This is a genomic window from Sphingomonas sp. P3_C6, assembly GCF_056402595.1.
The window spans coordinates 15,718-34,272 of record NZ_JBFUHB010000032.1; the positions used below are offsets into that span (position 1 = coordinate 15,718).

Genomic DNA, 18,555 nt, shown 5'->3' on the forward strand with positions numbered 1-18,555 from the left:
TTCAATGGAGCCCGCCTGATGTCCGCCACCAAGATATTGTGGGGCCAGATTATCGTCGTCCTCGCAATCGTCCTCGCGAGCGTCTGGGGTGCGACGCAGTGGACCGCCGCCGCGCTTGCCTACCAGCCCGAGCTGCAGCCGGTCTGGTTCATGCTTGGCCGCACGCCGATCTATCCGCCGCCGGCCTTGTTCTGGTGGTGGTTCAGCTACGATGCCTATGCCCCGGCGATCTTCCTGAAGGGCGCGTATATCGCTGCGTCGGGCGGCATCACCTCTGCTGCTGTCGCGATCGGGATGTCGGTGTGGCGGGCGCGGGAAGCGAAGCGGGCGCAAACCTATGGCTCGGCGCGCTGGGCGACTGAGCGCGAGGTCGAGGCCGGCGGCATGCTCGGCGAGCACGGGGTTCTGCTCGGCAGGCTCGGGACGCGCTATCTTCGCCATGACGGCCCCGAGCACGTGTTGTGCTTCGCACCGACCCGGTCGGGCAAAGGTGTCGGCCTGGTCGTGCCGTCGCTGCTGACCTGGCCGGGCAGCTGCATCGTCCATGACATCAAGGGCGAGAACTGGTCGCTGACCGCGGGGTTTCGCGCGACGGTCGGCCGGGTCCTGCTGTTCGATCCGACCAACCCTGCATCGTCGCCCTACAATCCGCTGCTCGAGGTCCGCAAAGGCGAATGGGAAGTGCGCGATGTCCAGAATGTCGCCGATGTGCTGGTCGATCCCGAAGGCAGTCTCGAAAAGCGCAATCACTGGGAGAAGACCAGCCACGCGCTGCTGGTTGGTGCGATCCTCCACGTCCTTTATGCGGAAAGCGACAAGACGCTGGCCGGGGTCGCTGCCTTCCTCTCGGATCCGCGTCGGCCGATCGAGACCACGCTCCGCGCGATGATGACCACCCCACATCTCGGGGCGGCGGGCGTGCATCCGGTGGTCGCCTCGGCCGCGCGTGAACTGCTCAACAAGAGCGAGAATGAGCGATCGGGCGTGCTCTCGACCGCGATGTCGTTTCTCGGGCTCTACCGGGATCCAATCGTGGCGCAGGTCACTGGCGCCTGTGACTGGCGGATCGCCGACCTGGTCGACGCCGATCGGCCAACCAGCCTCTATCTGGTGGTGCCGCCTTCCGACATCTCCCGGACCAAGCCGCTGGTCCGGCTGATCCTCAATCAGATCGGGCGCCGGCTGACAGAGGAGCTCACGCCAAAGGCGCGGCGTCACCGCGTCCTCCTGATGCTCGACGAATTCCCGGCGCTCGGCCGCCTCGACTTCTTCGAAAGCGCACTGGCCTTCATGGCCGGTTACGGGATCAAGGGGTTCCTGATCGCGCAGTCGCTCAACCAGATCGAAAAGGCCTACGGCCCCAACAACGCGATCCTCGATAACTGCCATGTCCGCGTCTCGTTCGCGACGAACGATGAGCGCACCGCCAAACGGATATCCGACGCTCTGGGAACGGCGACCGAGATGCGGGCGATGAAAAATTATGCCGGGCACCGGCTGTCGCCGTGGCTCGGGCATCTGATGGTTTCGCGGACAGAGACCGCACGGCCCTTGTTGACGCCCGGCGAGGTGTTGCAGCTCCCGCCTGACGAGGAGATCGTCATGGCGGCAGGCCTTGCACCGATCCACGGGCGAAAGGCGCGATATTATGAAGACTCTCGGTTCAGCGCCCGACTGATCGCTCCGCCGACACCCCGACCGCTGGGGGAGGAGGAGCGACCCGACGACGATTGGTCGGCGTTGTCGCCGATCGGGGCGCCCAAGCCCGTCCCCAACGCCAGGCCGGCGCGAACCCGGAAGGTCGCCACCAAGCCCGGCCGGAAATCTCCGCAGGCCGGTAAGCGTGAGGATGGTGCGGCGGCCAAGAGCGATCCGGCCAATGCCGGGATCCGCAAGGAGCCGGATCTCCCCGACCATGAGGAGATCGTCGCGAAGCCGGCGGTGCCGCGAAGCGAGTTCGAGTTCAACGAAGGAGACGAAGAGATGGACAATGCCGGCAATCGCCGACTGCAGGAGCGCCTGTCGGGCGCCGCACGCCAGGCGTCGCTCGACCCCGATGACGGGATCGCGTTGTGACCGCGCGGCCGAGGATCAAGCAGACCTATCGGGTTCAGGCGGATCTCGTGCGGCAGCTCGCCGACCATGCCCGGTCGCGGCGCGTGTCGCAGGTCGCCATCGTCGAGGCCGCGCTCACGTCGTTTCTCTCGCCCGATGGCGCGGACCGGCTCGAGGCGGCGGTGAGCCGCAGGCTCGACCGGCTGACGCGTCAGGCCGACCGGCTGGAATGGCATGTCGAGCTTTCGAACGAGACGCTCGCCTTGTTCATCCGCTTCTGGCTGACCAGCAATGCGCCACTGCCCGACACCGCGCGCGCTGCCGCGCAGGCGATGGGCAAGGAGCGCTGGGAGCGGTTCGTGGAATCGCTGAGCAGGCGTATGGAATTTGGGCCGCGCCTGAAGAATGAGGTTTCGCAGGATATCGCACCGAGCGGAGCATAGTCCCTTGTTTGGGCAGCTTCACACGTCTGTGGTTTATGCGGTGGCCCGACGCGACGACTTTAAACCTCGTGTCGCGCGCGCCGTACCCGGACGCGGCCTATTTTCCACCGGGGACGCTGGCCGGATCAGGGAGCGGCTTGAAGAGGGCGGCATGGATACTTTCCCCCGAACTGAGGCTCGTTGCGTCCGGGCGTCTGTCCGACACCCGGCGCCAGACCCGGCTCCCTCACTTGCTAGCACTTCCTATCCTGAGATCTTCCCGACCGGTAAGATTTTTGCATAAATGAGACGTCTGAGAATGTATTCTTCCCGATCGGTAAGAAAAGCCTTGATCTTGAGCTTGTGATGTGAAATCTTCCCGCTCGGGAAGATAACATGATCGAGAACGCACAGCAATTCGGTGAAGCGGTAGCGAGAGCGCGCAAGGCGCTCGGGCTGACGCAGCGCGAGCTCGCCCTGGTGATCAACAGCGGTGAGCGTTTTATCGTCGACCTCGAGGCCGGCAAGGCGACTGCCCAGCTCGGCAAGGCGCTCGCCGCCGCCAAGGCGGTCGGACTTCGGCTCTCGGCATCCGCCACGGCACCGAGATGACGATGGACCTGCCGATCCTGTTTGACGAGCGCCTGGTTGCCACCATCACGGCCGATGCGACGCGCACGGAGCTGGTCTATTCGCAAGCCTGGCGCGATGCGGGAGACCGGTTCGCCATCTCGCTCGCCATGCCGATCCGCGAGCAGCCTTATTCCGCCGGGCTGGTGCTTCCCTGGCTCATGAACCTGCTGCCCGAGGGCGAGCCACTCCGCGCCATGATGCGCGTGCTCGGTACGGCATCTGAGGACGTGCTGGGCCTGATCATCGCGACCGGCAACGACCTTGCCGGCGCGCTCACCATTGCGCCCCAGTCTTTCCCCGCTCCGCCTGGTTATCGGGAAATCCCGGATGGCGAAACGCTCGAGCGGATTCTGACCGACCTGCCGGCGCGGCCATTCCTGGTCGATGAGGAAGGGGTGTCGATGAGCCTCGCGGGCGCCCAGGACAAGCTTCCCGTCGCGCTTCGGGGCGACGAGCTCGCCATTCCGGTCAACGGTGCCGCCTCGACCCTTATCCTCAAGCCCGACAATCCGCGCCTGATCGACAGCGTCCAGAACGAAGCCCTGTGCATGGTGCTCGCGCACCGGGTCGGACTCGACGTTGCCCCCGTCATCACCGGCAGAGCGGGGGCGCGCAGCTATCTGCTGGTAACGCGCTACGATCGCCGCGAAGAGGGCAATGTGGTCCACCGCCTGCACCAGGAGGATTTCTGCCAGGCGCTCGGGCGCCCGCCGGGCGCGAAGTACGAGTTCAACAGGACCGGTACACACGGGCCCTCGCTCGCCGAGATGTTCGCGGTGGTGCGCCAGCACATGACCGGGCGCGACATCACCCGTCTGCTCGATGCCGCGATCTTCAATATCGCAATCGGGAATGTGGATTCGCATGCCAAGAACTATTCCGTGCTGCTTGAGCCCGCCGGCGCCAGGCTCGCGCCGCTCTACGACCTGATGTCCGGTCTCGCATGGGACGGGATCACGCAAAATCATGCGCAGGAAGTCGGCGGCCAGCGCCGGGGCCGGTACATCTATGAACGCCATTGGCGCCGTATGGCCGAGGCCGCTGGACTGGGCGGCAGGGGAACGGTCCAGCGGGTCGAACAGGTCACTGCGCGCATATTGCGCGAATTGCCCGCAGCGGCTGAGGCAGTGGCGGCCATGCCGGCGGGCGCCGGCGTGATGCTCGATATCTTCGTCAAGGAGATGACCGAGCGAGCAGCCGAAGTGCGCGCACATGCGCGCGAAAACGGAGACGACGTACCCGCAGAGTACGCGGCCGGTGCCGACGAGGAAGCAGCCACCGTGACCGCTTATCACGGCTAGCGGCCGGCCCGTCTGGAATCGGCCAAACCAAGATATTGGTGATTTCAATCTAACAGTCGCCTCGGGGAGAACGAGCGCACCTCACGGTGCCATCACGCCGATTTCTTGTTTTTCCACGCCAGGATACGACGCCTGCCGAAAGGTGTTGAGCTGCGAGCATTTGTGCTCCTCTTGATCGTCCCCAGCAGCCGGTCCGCTCGGATTCCGGCAAGACTTGGGAACCGGTGTGGCCGTTCATCAGATCCGATCCGAAACGTCGTTGCGCGGCGCCCGAATGCTCCGAACGGCCCTCGGGCCGTCTATTGCAGCGTGGCTGGACGACGACGCCATCATCGAAATCATGCTCAATCCGGACGGACGTCTCTGGATCGACCGGCTCGGCGACGGTCTCTCCGAAACGGGCGAAATATTGTCCGCCGCGGACGGGGAACGCATCGTTCGCCTCGTCGCGCATCACGTCGGTGTCGAGGTTCATACGGGGTCACCGCGGGTATCGGCCGAGCTTCCTGAAACGGGCGAACGGTTCGAGGGCCTGCTCCCGCCCGTCGTCGCGGCGCCGGCGTTCGCGATCCGCAAGCCGGCGGTGGCGATCTTCACGCTCGGCGACTATGTCCGGGCCGGCATCATGTCGCCATCGCAGGCGGATGTGCTCCGTCATGGCGTTTTGGCCCGGCGCAACATCCTGGTCGCAGGTGGTACGTCCACCGGCAAGACGACCCTTACGAACGCGCTGCTCGCCGAGGTCGCGAAAACCAGCGACCGTGTGGTCCTGATCGAGGACACGCGCGAACTGCAATGCGCGGCCCCCAATCTGGTCGCGATGCGCACCAAGGACGGCGTGGCGACGCTATCGGACCTGGTCCGATCCAGCCTGCGCCTGCGGCCCGACCGCATCCCCATTGGCGAGGTCCGCGGTGCCGAGGCACTCGATCTGCTGAAGGCGTGGGGCACGGGCCACCCCGGCGGTATCGGCACCATCCATGCCGGCACGGCGATGGGCGCGCTGCGGCGGATGGAGCAACTCATCCAGGAAGCGGTGGTCACCGTGCCGCGGGCGCTCGTCGCCGAGACCATCAACTTGATCGCGGTCCTCGTCCGTGACGGACATGGCAGGCGGCTCTCCGAGCTTGCCCGCGTCGACGGCCTCGGAGCCGATGGCGACTACCGCTTTACCCACCTTCCCATTGCCAATGATGGAGATATCGCATGACGCTTCCTTTCGTCCGCGCCCGCCGGCAGGTGGCCGCACTCGCTGCCTGCTCGGCCTTTGCCGTCCTGGTCGCCAGGCCGGCCTATGCCGCCGGCTCGTCCATGCCGTGGGAAGCGCCGTTGCAATCGATCCTCGAATCGATCGAGGGACCGGTGGCCAAGATCGTCGCCGTGATCATCATCATCGTCACCGGCCTGACTCTGGCGTTCGGCGACACCTCCGGCGGCGGTCGCCGTCTCATCCAGATCGTGTTTGGCCTGTCGATCGCGTTCGCCGCGAGCTCCTTCTTCCTGAGCTTTTTCAGCTTCGGCGGCGGGGCATTGGTCTGATGGATACCGGCGAGCCGATCGCGGGATATTACGCGTCCGTCCACCGATCGCTGACCGAGCAGATATTGCTGGGGGGCGCGCCGCGGGCCGTGGCCATCGCCAACGGCACGTTGGCCGGCGCGGTCGGCCTTGGGCTGCGGCTATGGCTTGCCGGAATCGTGATCTGGGCGATCGGCCACATGGCCGCGGTGTGGGCGGCGAAGCGCGACGCCCAGTTCGTCGATGTCGCCCGCCGGCACCTCCGTTACCCCAATTTCCTGCGCGTGTGAGGCCCGGCCGATGATGTCGCTCCGTGAATATCGCAACAGTTCGGTAAGCCTCGCCGACTTCCTGCCCTGGGCCGCCCTGGTCGCGGAAGGCGTGGTCCTCAACAAGGATGGCAGCTTCCAGCGTACCGCGCGCTTTCGCGGGCCGGACCTGGATTCGGCAACGCCGTCGGAGCTGGTCGCGACCGCCGGGCGCCTCAACAACGCCCTGCGGCGCCTGGGGTCCGGCTGGGCGATCTTCGTGGAGGCGCAGCGTCAGCCTGCGCAGCATTATCCGCAGAGCCGGTTTCCCGATCCCGCCTCGGCCTTGGTCGATCGCGAGCGGGCCGAGCAGTTCGCCGAGGAGGGCGCGCATTTCGAAAGCAGCTATTTCCTGACCCTGCTCTGGATGCCGCCGGCGGAGGATGCCGCACGCGCCGAAGGCTGGCTGTTCGAAGGCCGGGCGCAATCCGCCGTCGATCCAAGGGAGGTGCTGGCGAGCTTCATCGACCGGAGCGGCCGCGTGTTGCAGCTGGTCGAAGGGTTCGTGCCCGAGGTCGCCTGGCTCGATGACGGCGAGACGCTGACCTATCTGCACAGCACGATCTCGACCAAGGTCCAGCGGGTTCGCGTCCCCGAAACGCCGATGCATCTCGATGCCTTGCTGGCCGACGAACCGCTGACCGGTGGGCTTGAGCCGCGTCTCGGACGCCATCATCTTCGTACCCTCACGATCACCGGCTTTCCGACCGTTACCTTTCCGGGCCTGCTCGACGACCTGAATCGGCTCGCCTTTCCCTATCGCTGGTCGACGCGCGCGGTGATGCTCGACAAGACCGACGCCACCCGGATTCTCACCAGGATCAGGCGGCAATGGTTTGCGAAGCGCAAGTCGGTCGCCGCGATCCTCAAGGAGGTGATGACCAACGAGGCGTCAACGCTGCTCGACAGCGACGCGTCGAACAAGGCCGCCGACGCCGACATGGCGCTGCAGGAGCTGGGGTCTGACATGATCGGCCAGGCCTATGTGACCGCCACGGTCACCGTGCGGGACGAGGACCCGGCGATCGCGGCGGAAAAGCTGCGGCTGGTCGAAAAGGTGATTCAGGGTCGCGATTTCACCGTGATCGCGGAAGGTATGAACGCGATCGAGGCGTGGCTCGGCAGCCTGCCGGGTCATGTCTATGCCAATGTTCGCCAGTCGCCGGTCTCGACCCTCAATCTCGCCCATATGATCCCGCTCTCGGCGGTCTGGGCGGGGCCGGAGCGCGACGAGCATTTCGATGCGCCACCTCTATTCTATGCGCGCACGGAAGGATCGACGCCGTTCCGGTTCTCGCTGCATGTCGGCGACGTCGGCCACACCTTGATCGTTGGCCCGACCGGCGCCGGCAAATCGGTGCTTCTGGGGCTGATGGCGATGCAGTTTCGCCGGTACGAAGGCGCGCAGGTGTTCGCCTTCGACTTTGGCGGCTCGATCACCGCCGCCGCGCTCGCGATGGGCGGCGACTGGCAGAATCTCGGCCACAGCCTTTATAACGACTCGCCGGGCGGCGTGCTTCTTCAGCCGCTCGCGAGAATCGATGATCCCGCCGAGCGGAACTGGACCGCGGAGTGGTTGGCGGCGATGCTCACGGCCGAAGGCTTGGGCGTAGATCCCCAGGCCAAGGAGCATCTCTGGTCCGCCCTTGGATCATTGGCTTCCGCGCCGGTTGCCGAGCGCACGCTGACCGGCCTCGTCGTCCTCCTCCAGGCACAGAATTTGAAGCAGGCGCTCGCACCCTATTGTGTCGGCGGACCTTATGGCCGGCTGCTCGACGCTGAGTCCGAGCGGATCGGCGACGGCAAGGTCCAGGCGTTCGAAACCGAGGGCCTTGTCGGTACGGGGGCGGCCGCCGCGGTCCTGTCCTATCTGTTCCACCGGATCGAGGGCCGGCTCGACGGCTCGCCGACGCTGATCATCATCGATGAAGGCTGGCTGGTGCTCGACAGTCCTGCCTTCGCCCAGCAGCTGCGGGAATGGCTGAAGACGTTGCGCAAGAAGAATGCGAGCGTCGTGTTCGCGACCCAGAGCCTCGCCGATATCGAGACCTCGACCATCGCGCCGGCGATCGTCGAGAGCTGCCCGACCCGCATCTTTCTGCCGAACGAACGCGCGGTCGAGCCGCAGATCATGGCGATCTACCGGCGCTTCGGGCTGAACGATCGCCAGATCGAGATCCTCGCCCGGGCGACACCGAAGCGCGATTATTATTGCCAGTCGCGGCGCGGCAACCGCCTGTTCGAGCTCGGCCTTGGCGACATTGCCCTCGCCTATGTCGCTGCATCTTCCAAGGCCGACCAGCTCCGTCTCGCCCAACTGATCGATGCCAACGGCACCGATGATTTTGCGGCAGACTGGCTCCGCGTGCGCGGCGTCGATTGGGCCGCCGATCTCTTGCCCACCATGATCACGGAGGTGTCATCATGAAGAAGTTCTTCGTTCGACGGGTCGTCATGTCCGGCGTCGCCGCGTTCGCGCTCGTCGTCACCAGCGTTCCCGCAGACGCGCAGTTCGGCGGCATCGTCTATGACCCTACCAACTACGCCCAGAACGTGCTGACCGCGGCGCGGTCGCTCGAACAGATCAACCACCAGATCGAGATGATTCAGAACCAGGCGACTTCGCTGATCAACGAGGCGAAGAACCTCGCCTCAATGCCCTTCTCGACAGTGGCGCAGCTTCAGGCGCAGGTGCAGCGCACTCAGCAACTGCTGAGCAGCGCCCAGCGTATCGCCTATGACGTGCAGTCGATCGACCAGGCGTTCAGCACCAAATATCAGGGCGCCAGCATGTCGTCCTCGGACCAGGCACTGGTCGATGGCGCCAAGGATCGCTGGCAGACTTCGGTCGGCGCGTTTGAGGATGCGCTCAAGGTCCAGGCCGGGGTGGTCGGCAATATCGATGGCGCCCGCACGACCATGAATTCGTTGGTGGCGTCGAGCCAGTCCGCGTCGGGCGCGCTGCAGGCGGCCCAGGCCGGCAACCAGCTGCTCGCGCTCCAGTCCCAGCAGCTTTCGGACCTGACAGCGTTGATGGCGGCCCAGGGCCGCGCCCAGGCGCTCGACGCTGCGCAGCGGGCCGCGGCGCAGGACCAGGCGCGCGAACAGCTTCGCCGCTTTCTCACGCCCGGCACCGGCTATCAGCCGGGCTCGGTCTCGATGTTCCACAACTGAGGCACCGTCATGCAGACCAAGACAGTCGTTCGCATCGGTGCCGTCGCGTTCGTCGCCGTCGCCATCACCGCGAGCGCGATGCAGGTCCGGATGTCGCCGGGACGGGTCGAACAGGATCTGACCGTTGCGTCGATGTCCGCAAAAGCGGATCCGCTCCGGGCAGAACTGGAGCGGTGCCAGTCGCTCGGCGCGGCTGGCGCGGATGACCATGAATGTCTTCGCGCCTGGGCTGAAAACCGGCGGCGCTTCCTCGCGCCCGGTGCGCGTCCCGAGCAAGCCCTTCCGACGATGAATGCGGCGACCGGCGAAGCCGATCCAGGAACGGGCTCGAGCGCGCGATCCGTGAACAGGTTCGATGTCGCAGCCGGCGAGGAGCGTTGAGATGGGCGGGACCGGCGTCATCGACCGCTTCCTCGAGGTCTTCACAAGTTATATCGATTCCGGATTCGGACTGTTGCACGGCGAGGTCGCGTTCATTGCGACGACGCTGATCGTGATCGACGTGACGCTGGCGGCCCTGTTCTGGACGATGGGCGAGGGTGACGACATCGTTGCCCGGCTGATCAAGAAGACGCTGTTCGTGGGTATTTTCGCTTACATCATCGGCAATTGGAACGCGCTGGCGAAGATCGTCTTCAACAGCTTTGCCGGACTGGGGCTGAAGGCAAGCGGTACCAGCTTCACCGCGGCCGAGCTGCTTCAGCCCGGTCGCGTTGCGCAGGTCGGGCTCGATGCCGGCAGGCCCATCCTCGAATCGATCTCCGGGCTGATGGGCTATGTCAGCTTCTTCGAGAACTTCATCCAGATCGTCGTGCTGCTGTTTGCCTGGGTGGTCGTGCTGCTCGCGTTCTTCGTGCTGGCGATCCAGCTGTTCATCACGCTGATCGAGTTCAAGCTCGCGACGCTCTGCGGGTTCGTGCTGATTCCGTTCGGCCTGTTCGGCAAGACCGCGTTCATGGCCGAGCGCGTGCTCGGCAACGTCGTCTCGTCCGGCATCAAGGTGCTGGTACTGGCGGTCATCATCGGCATCGGCTCGACCCTGTTCAGCCAGTTCACCTCGGCGATCGGCACCGCGCAGCCGACGATCGAGGATGCCATGACCATCGTGCTGGCGTCGCTGACCCTGCTAGGGCTCGGCATCTTCGGGCCTGGCATCGCCAACGGCATCGTCTCCGGCGGGCCCCAGCTTGGCGCGGGCGCCGCGGCCGGTACGGCTTTGGCGGCCGGCGGTATTGTCGCGGGCGGTGCGGCGGCTGCCGGGATGGTCGCTAGCGCAGCCGGCGGTGCTGTGGGCGGCCTTGCCGCCGCAGGCGCGCGCGCCGCGAGCGGCGCCGCCAGCGCCTACAGCCTCGGTGCCGCCGGCAAGACGGGCGCGGCCGGTGTCGCCGGTGGTCTCGGCGGGGTCGGCAAGGCCGCGGCCGGCGCGGCCATGTCGCCCCTGCGTCGTGCTGCCGCGGCGATGAAGCCAGGCTCGCAGACCGGCGCCGGCTCACCCGCCAATAACGGCAATTCCGGGAAGGATGGTCAACCTGCCTGGGCTGCCGCGATGAAGCGCCGCGAGGCCATGACCCACGGCGCGGCCGTTGCTGCCCATACCCTTCGCTCCGGCGATGGCGGGGGCGCCGGCTCTTCGGTCGATGTCAGCGAGAAGGACTGATTCCATGTTTCGACGGCCCACTATCCGGTACGGCAAAACGTCCGAGCCGGAGACGCCCTATCAGCGCGCCGCCCAGGCCTGGGACGACCGGATCGGCTCTGCGCGCGTGCAGGCCAGGAACTGGCGGCTAGCCTTTTTCGGAATGCTGGCGCTGTCGGGCGGTCTCGCAGGCGGCCTGATCTGGCAGGGTGCGCGCGGGACGATCGTTCCCTGGGTCGTCGAAGTCGACAAGCTTGGCGCGGCGCAGGCCGTGTCGCCGGCAACCGCCGCCTACCGGCCGACCGACCCCCAGGTCGCGTTCCATCTCGCACGGTTCATCGAGGAGGTGCGGGGAATCGCCGCGGATCCGATCGTGGTCCGGGAGAACTGGCTCAGGGCCTATGACTTCACCACCGACAAGGGCGCGGTCGCGCTCAATGATTATGCGCGGACCAACGATCCGTTCGCCAATATCGGCAAGGTGCAGGTCGCGGTCGATGTCTCGAGCGTGATTCGCGCTTCGGCCGACAGCTTCCGCGTCGCCTGGACCGAACGTCATTATCAGGACGGCAGCCTGGCCGGCACAGAGCGCTGGTCCGCCATCCTCACCGTGGTCGTGCAGCCGCCCCGCACGCCGGACGCCCTGCGAAAGAACCCGCTCGGCGTCTTCGTCAACGCTATCAACTGGTCGAAGGAGCTGGGCCAATGACCGCGCCGCATTTCCGTAAATCTGCCATGCCGGCCTTGTTGTTTTCCGCGTCGCTCGCAGGATGCGCCACCGCGTCGGCACCGCCGCCCGCCCTCCGCTATGACGAGGCGCTACCGGCGGTGCGGGTATCGCCGCCGGCCGCGCCGGTTGAGGTCGTCGCGGTCCCGATGCCGTTGCCGCTTCCGGGTCAGTTGAAGCCCATAACCGGCGCTACGGCCCGATCCGACCGGACCGACCCGAAATCGCGCGTCGGTGCGGCCAATGAGGCGGCGCGGATCCAGCCGGCGCGCGACGGGTTCCTGAACGCGATCCAGCAATATCCATGGAGCGACGGCGCGCTCTACCAGCTCTATGCTGCACCGGGCCAGGTGACCGACATCGCGCTGCAGGAAGGCGAGCAGCTGGTGGGGGCCGGCCCGGTGGCGGCAGGCGACACCGCGCGGTGGATCATCGGCGATACGGTGAGCGGCAGCGGTCCGGCGCAACGCGTCCATATCCTGGTCAAGCCGACCCGCGCCGATCTGGTCACCAATCTGGTGATCAACACCGACAGGCGTACCTATCATCTCGAACTGCGGGCAACGCCTGCAACCTATATGGCCTCGGTATCCTGGAGTTATCCGCAGGATCGGCTGATCGCGCTACGCGGCGAGAATGCTGCTGCGGCCACCGCGACGCCGGTCGCGGCGGGGGTCGATCTCGCATCGCTCAATTTTCGCTATGCGATCGAGGGGGACGCCACGCCGTGGCGGCCGCTGCGCGCGTTCGACGACGGACGACAGGTATTCATCGAGTTCCCGGCCGGAATCGCCCAGGGCGAAATGCCGCCCCTGTTCGTGGTCGGGCAGTCCGGCCAGGGCGAACTCGTCAATTATCGGGTGCGCGACCGCTACATGATCGTCGATCGGCTGTTCGTCGCGGCCGAACTGCGTCTCGGGACGAAGAAGAGCGAGACCCGGGTGCGCATCGTCCGGAGCGAAGGCCACCATGCCGGAAAGGGACGGCGATGAGCGAGGCGGGGGAGGCGGCGGTGGCCGTTCCTGATCTTCGCCTGCGCGGAGATCCGCCCCGCGTGATGCGGCTGTCGCGCAAGGCGCTGGTGGTGCTGGGCCTGTTTGCCAGCGCCGGGATCGGCGGGTCGCTGCTCTACGCGCTGCAGCCGGCGCACCGGCAGGCACCCGCCGAACTCTACAACACGGACAGCCGTGCGACCGCCGACACCGTCGCGAGCGCACCGAAGGACTATGGCCAGGTCCCCAAGTTGGGCCCGCCGCTTCCCGGCGACCTTGGCCGTCCGATCGTTGCGGCCCAGCAGCGCGGTGCCGATGTGCCGGCGCCGCCGATCGGCCCGGGTGCTGGCGGTCTGCCGCCCGCTGCTGCGGCCAGCCCGGCGGCCAATGCGGCACTGGCGGCCCGCCAGCGCCGTCAGCAGGAACGGGAGGCCGCGCGGACCAGCAAATTGTTCCTGGGCACCGCGGCCATGACGACGGCGGCCGGTACAGGGCAGCCGCCCGAGTCGTTCGGCGCGCTGGCGGGGAACAGGCCCCCTGTCGGCGGCACGTCAGCGATTGCCTCGGCCGCCGAGGATGGCAACCGGAATGGGCAGGAGCCCAAGCGGGCGTTCCTGAAGCCGGGCCAGGCGCGCCCGACGACGAGCGAGGCTCGCCTCGAGGCGCCCGCATCGCCCTATGTGCTTCAGGCCGGAAGCATCATTGCCGCGGCCCTGATCACCGGCATTCGCTCCGACCTTCCAGGGCAGATCACGGCCCAGGTCACCGATAATGTCTATGATAGCCCGACCGGCAGGATCCTGCTGATCCCGCAAGGGGCGAAGCTCGTCGGTGAATATGATTCCCAAATCTCGTTCGGGCAGAACCGGGTGCTGCTTGCCTGGGACCGGCTGATCCTGCCGGATGGACGCTCGCTCGCCCTCGATCGCCTGCCCGGCGCCGACGCGTCAGGATTTGCCGGCCTGCAGGACGGGACCAACGATCATTGGGGCGGGATCGCGAAAGCGGCACTCCTGTCGACCGCGCTGGGCATTGGCGCCGAGGCCGGGTCGAGCGGTAATGACGACCTGGCGCGTGCGATCCGGGAGGGGGCGTCGGACACAATCAACCAGGCCGGTCAGCAGATCGTCAGGCGGCAGTTGAATGTCCAGCCTACACTCACCATCCGGCCAGGCTATCCGCTGCGTGTCGTCGTCACGCGGGACCTTGTGTTGGCGCCGATCACGCCGGGAGGACGCTGATGGCTGCGCTGAAGCTCGGACCGCTGGTCGAAGACAGGCCGGTGCGGATCACCCTCGAGCTTCCGGGGCCGGTCCACCGTGATCTGGTCCGCTATGCCGCCGCTCTCGGCGCCCAGACCGGGCAAGCACCGGTGACGCCCGAACGGCTCATCGCCCCCATGCTTACGCGGTTCATGGCCACTGATCGTGCGTTCGCGAAAACACGGGACAAATAGTGATGGTGCGGGCGCGTTGCCTTCGGTCCGGCGATCGAGGGTTGTGCGACCGCCAGTCGCGCGCTGGCGACACATCGGTATGGTGCGTTGATGATCGCCCGCGTGGCGCGTGAATCGCCGATGTCGACGTGACGCGCGACCCGATATTTTCGAGAGGTGGTGGAACGCAATGCTCCGCTCGCCGGTTGCCCAGGCGAGCTTTGGATGCACGCCGTGCGCCGATCGTGCGCCGACGATGGCAGACAGGCATCATCGCGGAGAAGTGCCATGCAGCACAAGCGGAGCTGGTCGGCGATCGTCCTCGGCACGATCATCGTGGCGATTTCTGTGGTGCTCATCGTCGGCGGGGTGTGGCTCGCGGTGCTGGGCGGGTCGCTCTATTATCTCATCGCCGGCATCGCGATGTTCGTGGCGGGCCTGTTGCTCGTGCGGGGCAGGATGGCGGGTGCCTATGTCTATATCGCTGTCGTCGCGGCGACGGTCGTGTGGGCATTCGCGGATTCGACCAGCAACCTCGCCTGGGCGCTTGTGCCGCGAGTCTTCGCGCCGATCGTGCTGCTGATCGCGACACTGCTGGTAATGCCAACGCTGACGGGCGCGGCGAACCGCTGGAAGCTGGCGGGCGGCAGCGTGCTGGCGGTGCTGGTTGCCACTGCTGCGCTGTTCACCGCGCTGGGGATGCACGATGTCGCGGTGGCGGCGTTGCCGCCGCAAAGTTCGCAGGGGATGGCCGATCCCTCGGGCATGGCCACGGGCGCCGACTGGCCCGCTTATGGCGGCACCGGCGCGGCCCGGCGCTATTCGCCGCTGGCCCAGATCAACACCGGCAATGTCGCCAAGCTGAAGCAAGTCTGGCTGGCGCATACCCGTGACTTGCCGAGCGACGCGGCCGCCGCCCAGCAATATGGCGCTGAAACCACGCCGCTCAAGATTGGCGATTCTCTCTACCTCTGTTCAGCGAAGAACATCCTGATCTCGCTTGATGCCGCCACCGGCGTCGAGCGTTGGCGCTACGATCCCAAGGTCCCCGACAAATGGATCCCCTACACGGCCGCGTGTCGCGGGGTGAGCTATTACAAGATGCCCGGGGCCACGGCCGATGCGCCCTGCGCCGAGCGCGTTATCGAGGGCACTCTGGACGCGCGGTTGATCGCGGTCGATGTGCGCGACGGTCACCCATGCCCGGACTTCGGCAACAATGGCCAGGTCGATGCAAAGGTCGGCATGGGCCAGGTGTTCCCTGGCCTCGTCTCAATCAACTCGCCCCCGGTCATCATCCGCGGCATTGCCGTCACCGGGCATCAGACGCTCGACGGGCAAAAGCGCTGGGAGCCTTCGGGCGTGATCCAGGGCTTCGACGCGGTCACCGGCAAGCTGCGCTTCGCTTGGGACATGAAGCATCCTGAGTGGACCGCTTACCCGCCCGCCGGCCAGGAATGGGCGCGTGGCACGCCGAACATGTGGACGATGGCGAGTGGCGACGAGAAGCTCGGGCTCGTCTATCTCCCGATGGGCAATTCGACGGTAGATTACTGGAGCACGATGCGGTCTCCGGTGGAGAACCAGTTCGCCACCTCGATCGTCGCGCTGGATGTCACGACCGGAAAGCCGCGCTGGACCTTCCAGGCGGTGAAGAAGGACGTGTGGGATTATGACTTCGGCAGCCAGCCGACGCTGATCGACTATAAGGGCACGCCTGCGTTGCTGGTCTCGTCGAAGCAAGGCGACATGTATGTGCTCGACCGCGCGACGGGCAAGCCGCTCACGCCGATCGGCACGATCGCCGCCCCGACCATCGGGGTCGAGCCCGAACAGCGCGCGCCCACCCAGATCGTCTCGCTGTGGCAAACCGTGCGCAAGCCCCCGCTGACCGAGCATGACATGTGGGGCATGTCGCCGATCGACCAGATGATCTGCCGCATCAACTTCAAGCGCGCGAGCTACAAGGGGTTCTTCACCCCGCCCGAGGTGAATCGCCATTCGATCCAATATCCCGGCTACAATGGCGGCACCGATTGGGGCAGCGTGGCGGTGGACCCGGTACGCGGTGTGATCGTCGCCAATTACAACGACATGCCCAATTATGTCCGGCTGGTGCCGCGCGCGACGGCCGACAGGAAGGGCTGGTTCACGCGCGAGCAAAAGGCGCAGATGAAAGCGGAGGGCAAGGCGGTCAAGGTCGATGCTGGCGTTGAAGGCGCTGGCGATCCGCAGGCGCAGACGCCCTATGCGGTCGACGTCAACGCCGGCTGGCAGATGCCGGTCACCGGCATGCTGTGCAAGCAGCCGCCTTATGGTGGCATCCGCGCGATCGACCTGGCTACCGGCAAGACGATCTGGGACCGTGCGTTCGGCTCGGCACGCCGCAACGGGCCGTTCGGCATCCCGAGCAACCTGCCCTTCACGATCGGGACGCCCAACAATGGCGGATCGGTGGTGACGGCGGGTGGGCTGATCTTCATTGCGGCCTCGACCGACGATTTGTTCAAGGCAATCGACCTCAAGACTGGCAAGATCCTGTGGCAGACCGCACTGCCGGCGGGCGGGCAGGCGACGCCCATCGTCTATGAACAGAATGGCCGCGAATATGTGGTGCTGATGACCGGAGGGCACCATTTCATGAAGACGCCGATCGGTGATCAAGTCATCGCCTGGGCTCTGCCGGAGCACGGATGAACCGCGTGTAAAGTTGCGGGCCGACGACCTTGCCGCGGCAGGGAGCGATCATCGCGCGGGCGCGAAGAACGCGCTTGAGACCTGATAGGCTCGGTTAGTGGGCGCCCCCATACTATCGCCGTAGGGGCTGCGGCCGGTTGACACCGTCGCGCCGGCGAACGCCAAATATCACACGGGTGCCTGACCTTCAGGCGGCAACCGCCTTGGCAATATCGATATGCTCGAACGCGCTCTCCATTCGATCGATCTGCGGCGGTGTGAGTCCGTTGCATTCTGTTGCCTGGCGCCAGCCGTTCACCCCAGCGCCGACTTCGGCGGCGATCTCCCGGGCCGGGCGGGCCTTGATGTCGAGTGCTCTCGCAACCGAAAACGTTGTCTGCGGCGACGACTCGACGCTGGTCTCGTCCAGCGTCAACGCATGAATCTACGGGGGTCGGCCGGCTTTTGGTGCGGGAATGCGATTGGTCGCTGCGTCAAACCCGCATGGCTCAAGCTGAGCCACCCGGCCGGCACGACCTGATCATGTCATGAGGATGGCGCCCCCTAAACCTTCAGCCAAGCGGCTTCGGCATCTTCCAGCGCGACATGCATGTCGCCCTCCACCTGCAGCTCGTTCAGGCGGCGGAAGATCGCCTCGAAATCGCCGTCTTTCGGAAAGCGTGAATCCGCTTTCGCCGCCCGGGCGAGATCGCCGGTCGCGCCTTCCTCCTGAACCTGCGCCAGGAGCCATCGCCCGAAGGGCTGCGTCGTCTGCTGGTATCGATCGTCAAGTGCACTGGGCATGAGCATCCTCGTTTCGCTGATTCGACTTCCAGAACATTAGTAGAACGATGCGCAGCCGTAGAGAAGGGGCTGTGCGCCGAACCGCGCTCCTTCCGGCGCGAGCCCCGGTCCTGGCGGCGCAGGCGAAGCCGCCGTTTCCCTGTCTTTCAACGCCGCACTGCGATCGCGGTCGAAGCTTGTTGCGCAGCCACCTCGGGCGCCTCTTTTACTCACCCCCGACGCCGGCCCGCATCAGGCTCCGCCGGCAAAAAGGGGAGTGACCCATGATCGCCAGCCTTCCATGGAATCTGCGGCGCATGCGCTTGCGCGCGCTTGTTTCGCTCGGCACAGTCGCCGTGTTCGTGACGCAAGCGGCACCCGTCTTTGCCAACAATTACGGTGAGAGCCTGGCGTGGCAGTTCAAGACAACCGCCGATCGTGCGAACCAGGCGGCCGTGCTCGACATGATCGAAAGACGGCGTGGCGGCTATTACGCGGCGCCAATCTACAACACCAATATCGCGCGCCAGTATAATTGCTCGATCGCCGCCAGCGCGACCGGGAACAGCAGCGGCCAGTCGGCGATCGCCAATTCGCCCACGGTGACCGGCGCGACGTCGGCCGCGACGGGCAATGAGAGCAGCACGACCGCTGGCGATGGCGGAACCGGCACGACCGTCGACGGGCACCAGGCCAATAGCGGGGCTGTCCAGTCGGGCGTTACCGGATCGACGCATACGGATGTCCGCGGCAGCGCCTCGCAGGCCTTGAACGCGTCCCAAACGAACAGCGGCGAACAGTCGGCCAACGTGCGGGGCAGCAAAGCCTGCTCCTTCGCGGCGCTGAACTGATGGCTTCCTCTGACGATGGCACGGTTGGAACGGCCGTAACGGGG

The 18,555-nt window shown here is 66.1% G+C and carries 19 protein-coding genes; 17 read left to right on the top strand and 2 right to left on the bottom strand.

Going from position 1 to position 18,555, the window contains the following annotated elements; translation table 11 throughout:
- Positions 1-18: 18 nt before the first annotated feature.
- The 16 genes from AC1DT7_RS21205 (at position 19) to AC1DT7_RS21280 (ending at position 16,898) form a co-directional block, all read left to right on the top strand.
- Positions 19-2,076 carry a conjugal transfer protein TraG gene (locus AC1DT7_RS21205; protein ID WP_478038165.1) on the top strand — a complete coding sequence of 686 codons (2,058 nt, stop codon included), beginning with the start codon at positions 19-21 and terminating at the stop codon, positions 2,074-2,076.
- Positions 2,073-2,498 carry a CopG family transcriptional regulator gene (locus tag AC1DT7_RS21210; protein ID WP_478038166.1) on the top strand — a complete coding sequence of 142 codons (426 nt, stop codon included), beginning with the start codon at positions 2,073-2,075 and terminating at the stop codon, positions 2,496-2,498. Before AC1DT7_RS21205 ends, AC1DT7_RS21210 begins: the two co-directional genes overlap by 4 nt.
- A gap of 375 nt (positions 2,499-2,873) precedes the next feature.
- The gene (locus tag AC1DT7_RS21215; RefSeq protein ID WP_478038167.1) at positions 2,874-3,089 is read left to right on the top strand and encodes a helix-turn-helix domain-containing protein; all 216 of its coding nucleotides are present in this window, start codon (positions 2,874-2,876) and stop codon (positions 3,087-3,089) included.
- Positions 3,086-4,411, top strand: a complete 1,326-nt coding sequence (locus AC1DT7_RS21220; protein ID WP_478038168.1) for a HipA domain-containing protein — start codon at positions 3,086-3,088, stop codon at positions 4,409-4,411. Before AC1DT7_RS21215 ends, AC1DT7_RS21220 begins: the two co-directional genes overlap by 4 nt.
- 226 nt (positions 4,412-4,637) lie before the next feature.
- Positions 4,638-5,621, top strand: a complete 984-nt coding sequence (gene trbB / locus AC1DT7_RS21225) for a P-type conjugative transfer ATPase TrbB (protein WP_478038169.1) — start codon at positions 4,638-4,640, stop codon at positions 5,619-5,621.
- Entirely contained in the window at positions 5,618-5,950 is a 333-nt protein-coding gene (locus AC1DT7_RS21230; protein ID WP_478038170.1) for a TrbC/VirB2 family type IV secretion system protein, read from the top strand. Before trbB ends, AC1DT7_RS21230 begins: the two co-directional genes overlap by 4 nt.
- Entirely contained in the window at positions 5,950-6,219 is a 270-nt protein-coding gene (locus tag AC1DT7_RS21235; RefSeq protein ID WP_478038171.1) for a VirB3 family type IV secretion system protein, read from the top strand. Before AC1DT7_RS21230 ends, AC1DT7_RS21235 begins: the two co-directional genes overlap by 1 nt.
- Positions 6,220-6,229: 10 nt before the next feature.
- A complete protein-coding gene (gene trbE / locus AC1DT7_RS21240; RefSeq protein ID WP_478038172.1) occupies positions 6,230-8,665 on the top strand; it encodes a conjugal transfer protein TrbE in 2,436 nt (811 codons plus the stop codon).
- Positions 8,662-9,411: a P-type conjugative transfer protein TrbJ gene (gene trbJ / locus AC1DT7_RS21245; protein ID WP_478038173.1), complete on the top strand. Its 750-nt coding sequence runs from the start codon at positions 8,662-8,664 to the stop codon at positions 9,409-9,411. The genes trbE and trbJ overlap by 4 nt, the downstream gene beginning before the upstream one ends.
- Before the next feature lie 9 nt (positions 9,412-9,420).
- Complete coding sequence (gene trbK-alt, locus AC1DT7_RS21250) at positions 9,421-9,792, top strand: putative entry exclusion protein TrbK-alt (RefSeq protein WP_478038174.1); 372 nt, start codon at positions 9,421-9,423, stop codon at positions 9,790-9,792.
- Position 9,793: 1 nt separating this feature from the next.
- Positions 9,794-11,068: a P-type conjugative transfer protein TrbL gene (trbL, locus tag AC1DT7_RS21255; RefSeq protein WP_478038175.1), complete on the top strand. Its 1,275-nt coding sequence runs from the start codon at positions 9,794-9,796 to the stop codon at positions 11,066-11,068.
- 4 nt (positions 11,069-11,072) lie between these two features.
- The gene (gene trbF, locus AC1DT7_RS21260) at positions 11,073-11,756 is read left to right on the top strand and encodes a conjugal transfer protein TrbF (RefSeq protein WP_478038176.1); all 684 of its coding nucleotides are present in this window, start codon (positions 11,073-11,075) and stop codon (positions 11,754-11,756) included.
- On the top strand, positions 11,753-12,766 hold the full coding sequence (trbG, locus tag AC1DT7_RS21265; protein WP_478038177.1) for a P-type conjugative transfer protein TrbG: 1,014 nt from the start codon (positions 11,753-11,755) through the stop codon (positions 12,764-12,766). The genes trbF and trbG overlap by 4 nt, the downstream gene beginning before the upstream one ends.
- The gene (locus AC1DT7_RS21270; RefSeq protein ID WP_478038178.1) at positions 12,763-14,007 is read left to right on the top strand and encodes a TraB/TrbI/VirB10 family type IV secretion system protein; all 1,245 of its coding nucleotides are present in this window, start codon (positions 12,763-12,765) and stop codon (positions 14,005-14,007) included. The genes trbG and AC1DT7_RS21270 overlap by 4 nt, the downstream gene beginning before the upstream one ends.
- Positions 14,007-14,222, top strand: coding sequence for a DUF2274 domain-containing protein (locus AC1DT7_RS21275; protein ID WP_478038179.1), 216 nt, complete (start codon positions 14,007-14,009; stop codon positions 14,220-14,222). Before AC1DT7_RS21270 ends, AC1DT7_RS21275 begins: the two co-directional genes overlap by 1 nt.
- A 267-nt stretch (positions 14,223-14,489) precedes the next feature.
- The gene (locus tag AC1DT7_RS21280) at positions 14,490-16,898 is read left to right on the top strand and encodes a membrane-bound PQQ-dependent dehydrogenase, glucose/quinate/shikimate family (protein WP_478038180.1); all 2,409 of its coding nucleotides are present in this window, start codon (positions 14,490-14,492) and stop codon (positions 16,896-16,898) included.
- Positions 16,899-17,085: 187 nt separating this feature from the next.
- On the opposite strand, the gene AC1DT7_RS21285 is transcribed toward AC1DT7_RS21280, so the two are convergent.
- On the bottom strand, positions 17,086-17,313 hold the full coding sequence (locus AC1DT7_RS21285) for a hypothetical protein (protein WP_478038181.1): 228 nt from the start codon (positions 17,311-17,313) through the stop codon (positions 17,086-17,088).
- A 128-nt stretch (positions 17,314-17,441) separates the two neighbouring features.
- The gene (locus AC1DT7_RS21290; protein WP_478038182.1) at positions 17,442-17,681 is read right to left on the bottom strand and encodes a hypothetical protein; all 240 of its coding nucleotides are present in this window, start codon (positions 17,679-17,681) and stop codon (positions 17,442-17,444) included.
- A 263-nt stretch (positions 17,682-17,944) separates the two neighbouring features.
- Between AC1DT7_RS21290 and AC1DT7_RS21295 the strand changes: the two genes are divergently transcribed.
- Positions 17,945-18,511 (top strand): hypothetical protein, encoded by a 567-nt coding sequence (locus AC1DT7_RS21295; RefSeq protein WP_478038183.1) that lies wholly within the window; start codon positions 17,945-17,947, stop codon positions 18,509-18,511.
- Positions 18,512-18,555: the final 44 nt, after the last annotated feature.

What these genes read in the sequence shown, in the direction of transcription:
- AC1DT7_RS21205 (WP_478038165.1), top strand. Translation starts at nt 19, where the DNA reads ATGTCCGCCACCAAGATATTGTGGGGCCAGATTATCGTCGTCCTCGCA.
- AC1DT7_RS21215 (WP_478038167.1), top strand. Translation starts at nt 2,874, where the DNA reads ATGATCGAGAACGCACAGCAATTCGGTGAAGCGGTAGCGAGAGCGCGC.
- AC1DT7_RS21220 (WP_478038168.1), top strand. Translation starts at nt 3,086, where the DNA reads ATGACGATGGACCTGCCGATCCTGTTTGACGAGCGCCTGGTTGCCACC.
- AC1DT7_RS21230 (WP_478038170.1), top strand. Translation starts at nt 5,618, where the DNA reads ATGACGCTTCCTTTCGTCCGCGCCCGCCGGCAGGTGGCCGCACTCGCT.
- AC1DT7_RS21235 (WP_478038171.1), top strand. Translation starts at nt 5,950, where the DNA reads ATGGATACCGGCGAGCCGATCGCGGGATATTACGCGTCCGTCCACCGA.
- trbE (WP_478038172.1), top strand. Translation starts at nt 6,230, where the DNA reads ATGATGTCGCTCCGTGAATATCGCAACAGTTCGGTAAGCCTCGCCGAC.
- trbJ (WP_478038173.1), top strand. Translation starts at nt 8,662, where the DNA reads ATGAAGAAGTTCTTCGTTCGACGGGTCGTCATGTCCGGCGTCGCCGCG.
- trbK-alt (WP_478038174.1), top strand. Translation starts at nt 9,421, where the DNA reads ATGCAGACCAAGACAGTCGTTCGCATCGGTGCCGTCGCGTTCGTCGCC.
- trbL (WP_478038175.1), top strand. Translation starts at nt 9,794, where the DNA reads ATGGGCGGGACCGGCGTCATCGACCGCTTCCTCGAGGTCTTCACAAGT.
- trbF (WP_478038176.1), top strand. Translation starts at nt 11,073, where the DNA reads ATGTTTCGACGGCCCACTATCCGGTACGGCAAAACGTCCGAGCCGGAG.
- trbG (WP_478038177.1), top strand. Translation starts at nt 11,753, where the DNA reads ATGACCGCGCCGCATTTCCGTAAATCTGCCATGCCGGCCTTGTTGTTT.
- AC1DT7_RS21270 (WP_478038178.1), top strand. Translation starts at nt 12,763, where the DNA reads ATGAGCGAGGCGGGGGAGGCGGCGGTGGCCGTTCCTGATCTTCGCCTG.
- AC1DT7_RS21275 (WP_478038179.1), top strand. Translation starts at nt 14,007, where the DNA reads ATGGCTGCGCTGAAGCTCGGACCGCTGGTCGAAGACAGGCCGGTGCGG.
- AC1DT7_RS21280 (WP_478038180.1), top strand. Translation starts at nt 14,490, where the DNA reads ATGCAGCACAAGCGGAGCTGGTCGGCGATCGTCCTCGGCACGATCATC.
- AC1DT7_RS21290 (WP_478038182.1), bottom strand. Translation starts at nt 17,681, where the DNA reads ATGCCCAGTGCACTTGACGATCGATACCAGCAGACGACGCAGCCCTTC.
- AC1DT7_RS21295 (WP_478038183.1), top strand. Translation starts at nt 17,945, where the DNA reads ATGATCGCCAGCCTTCCATGGAATCTGCGGCGCATGCGCTTGCGCGCG.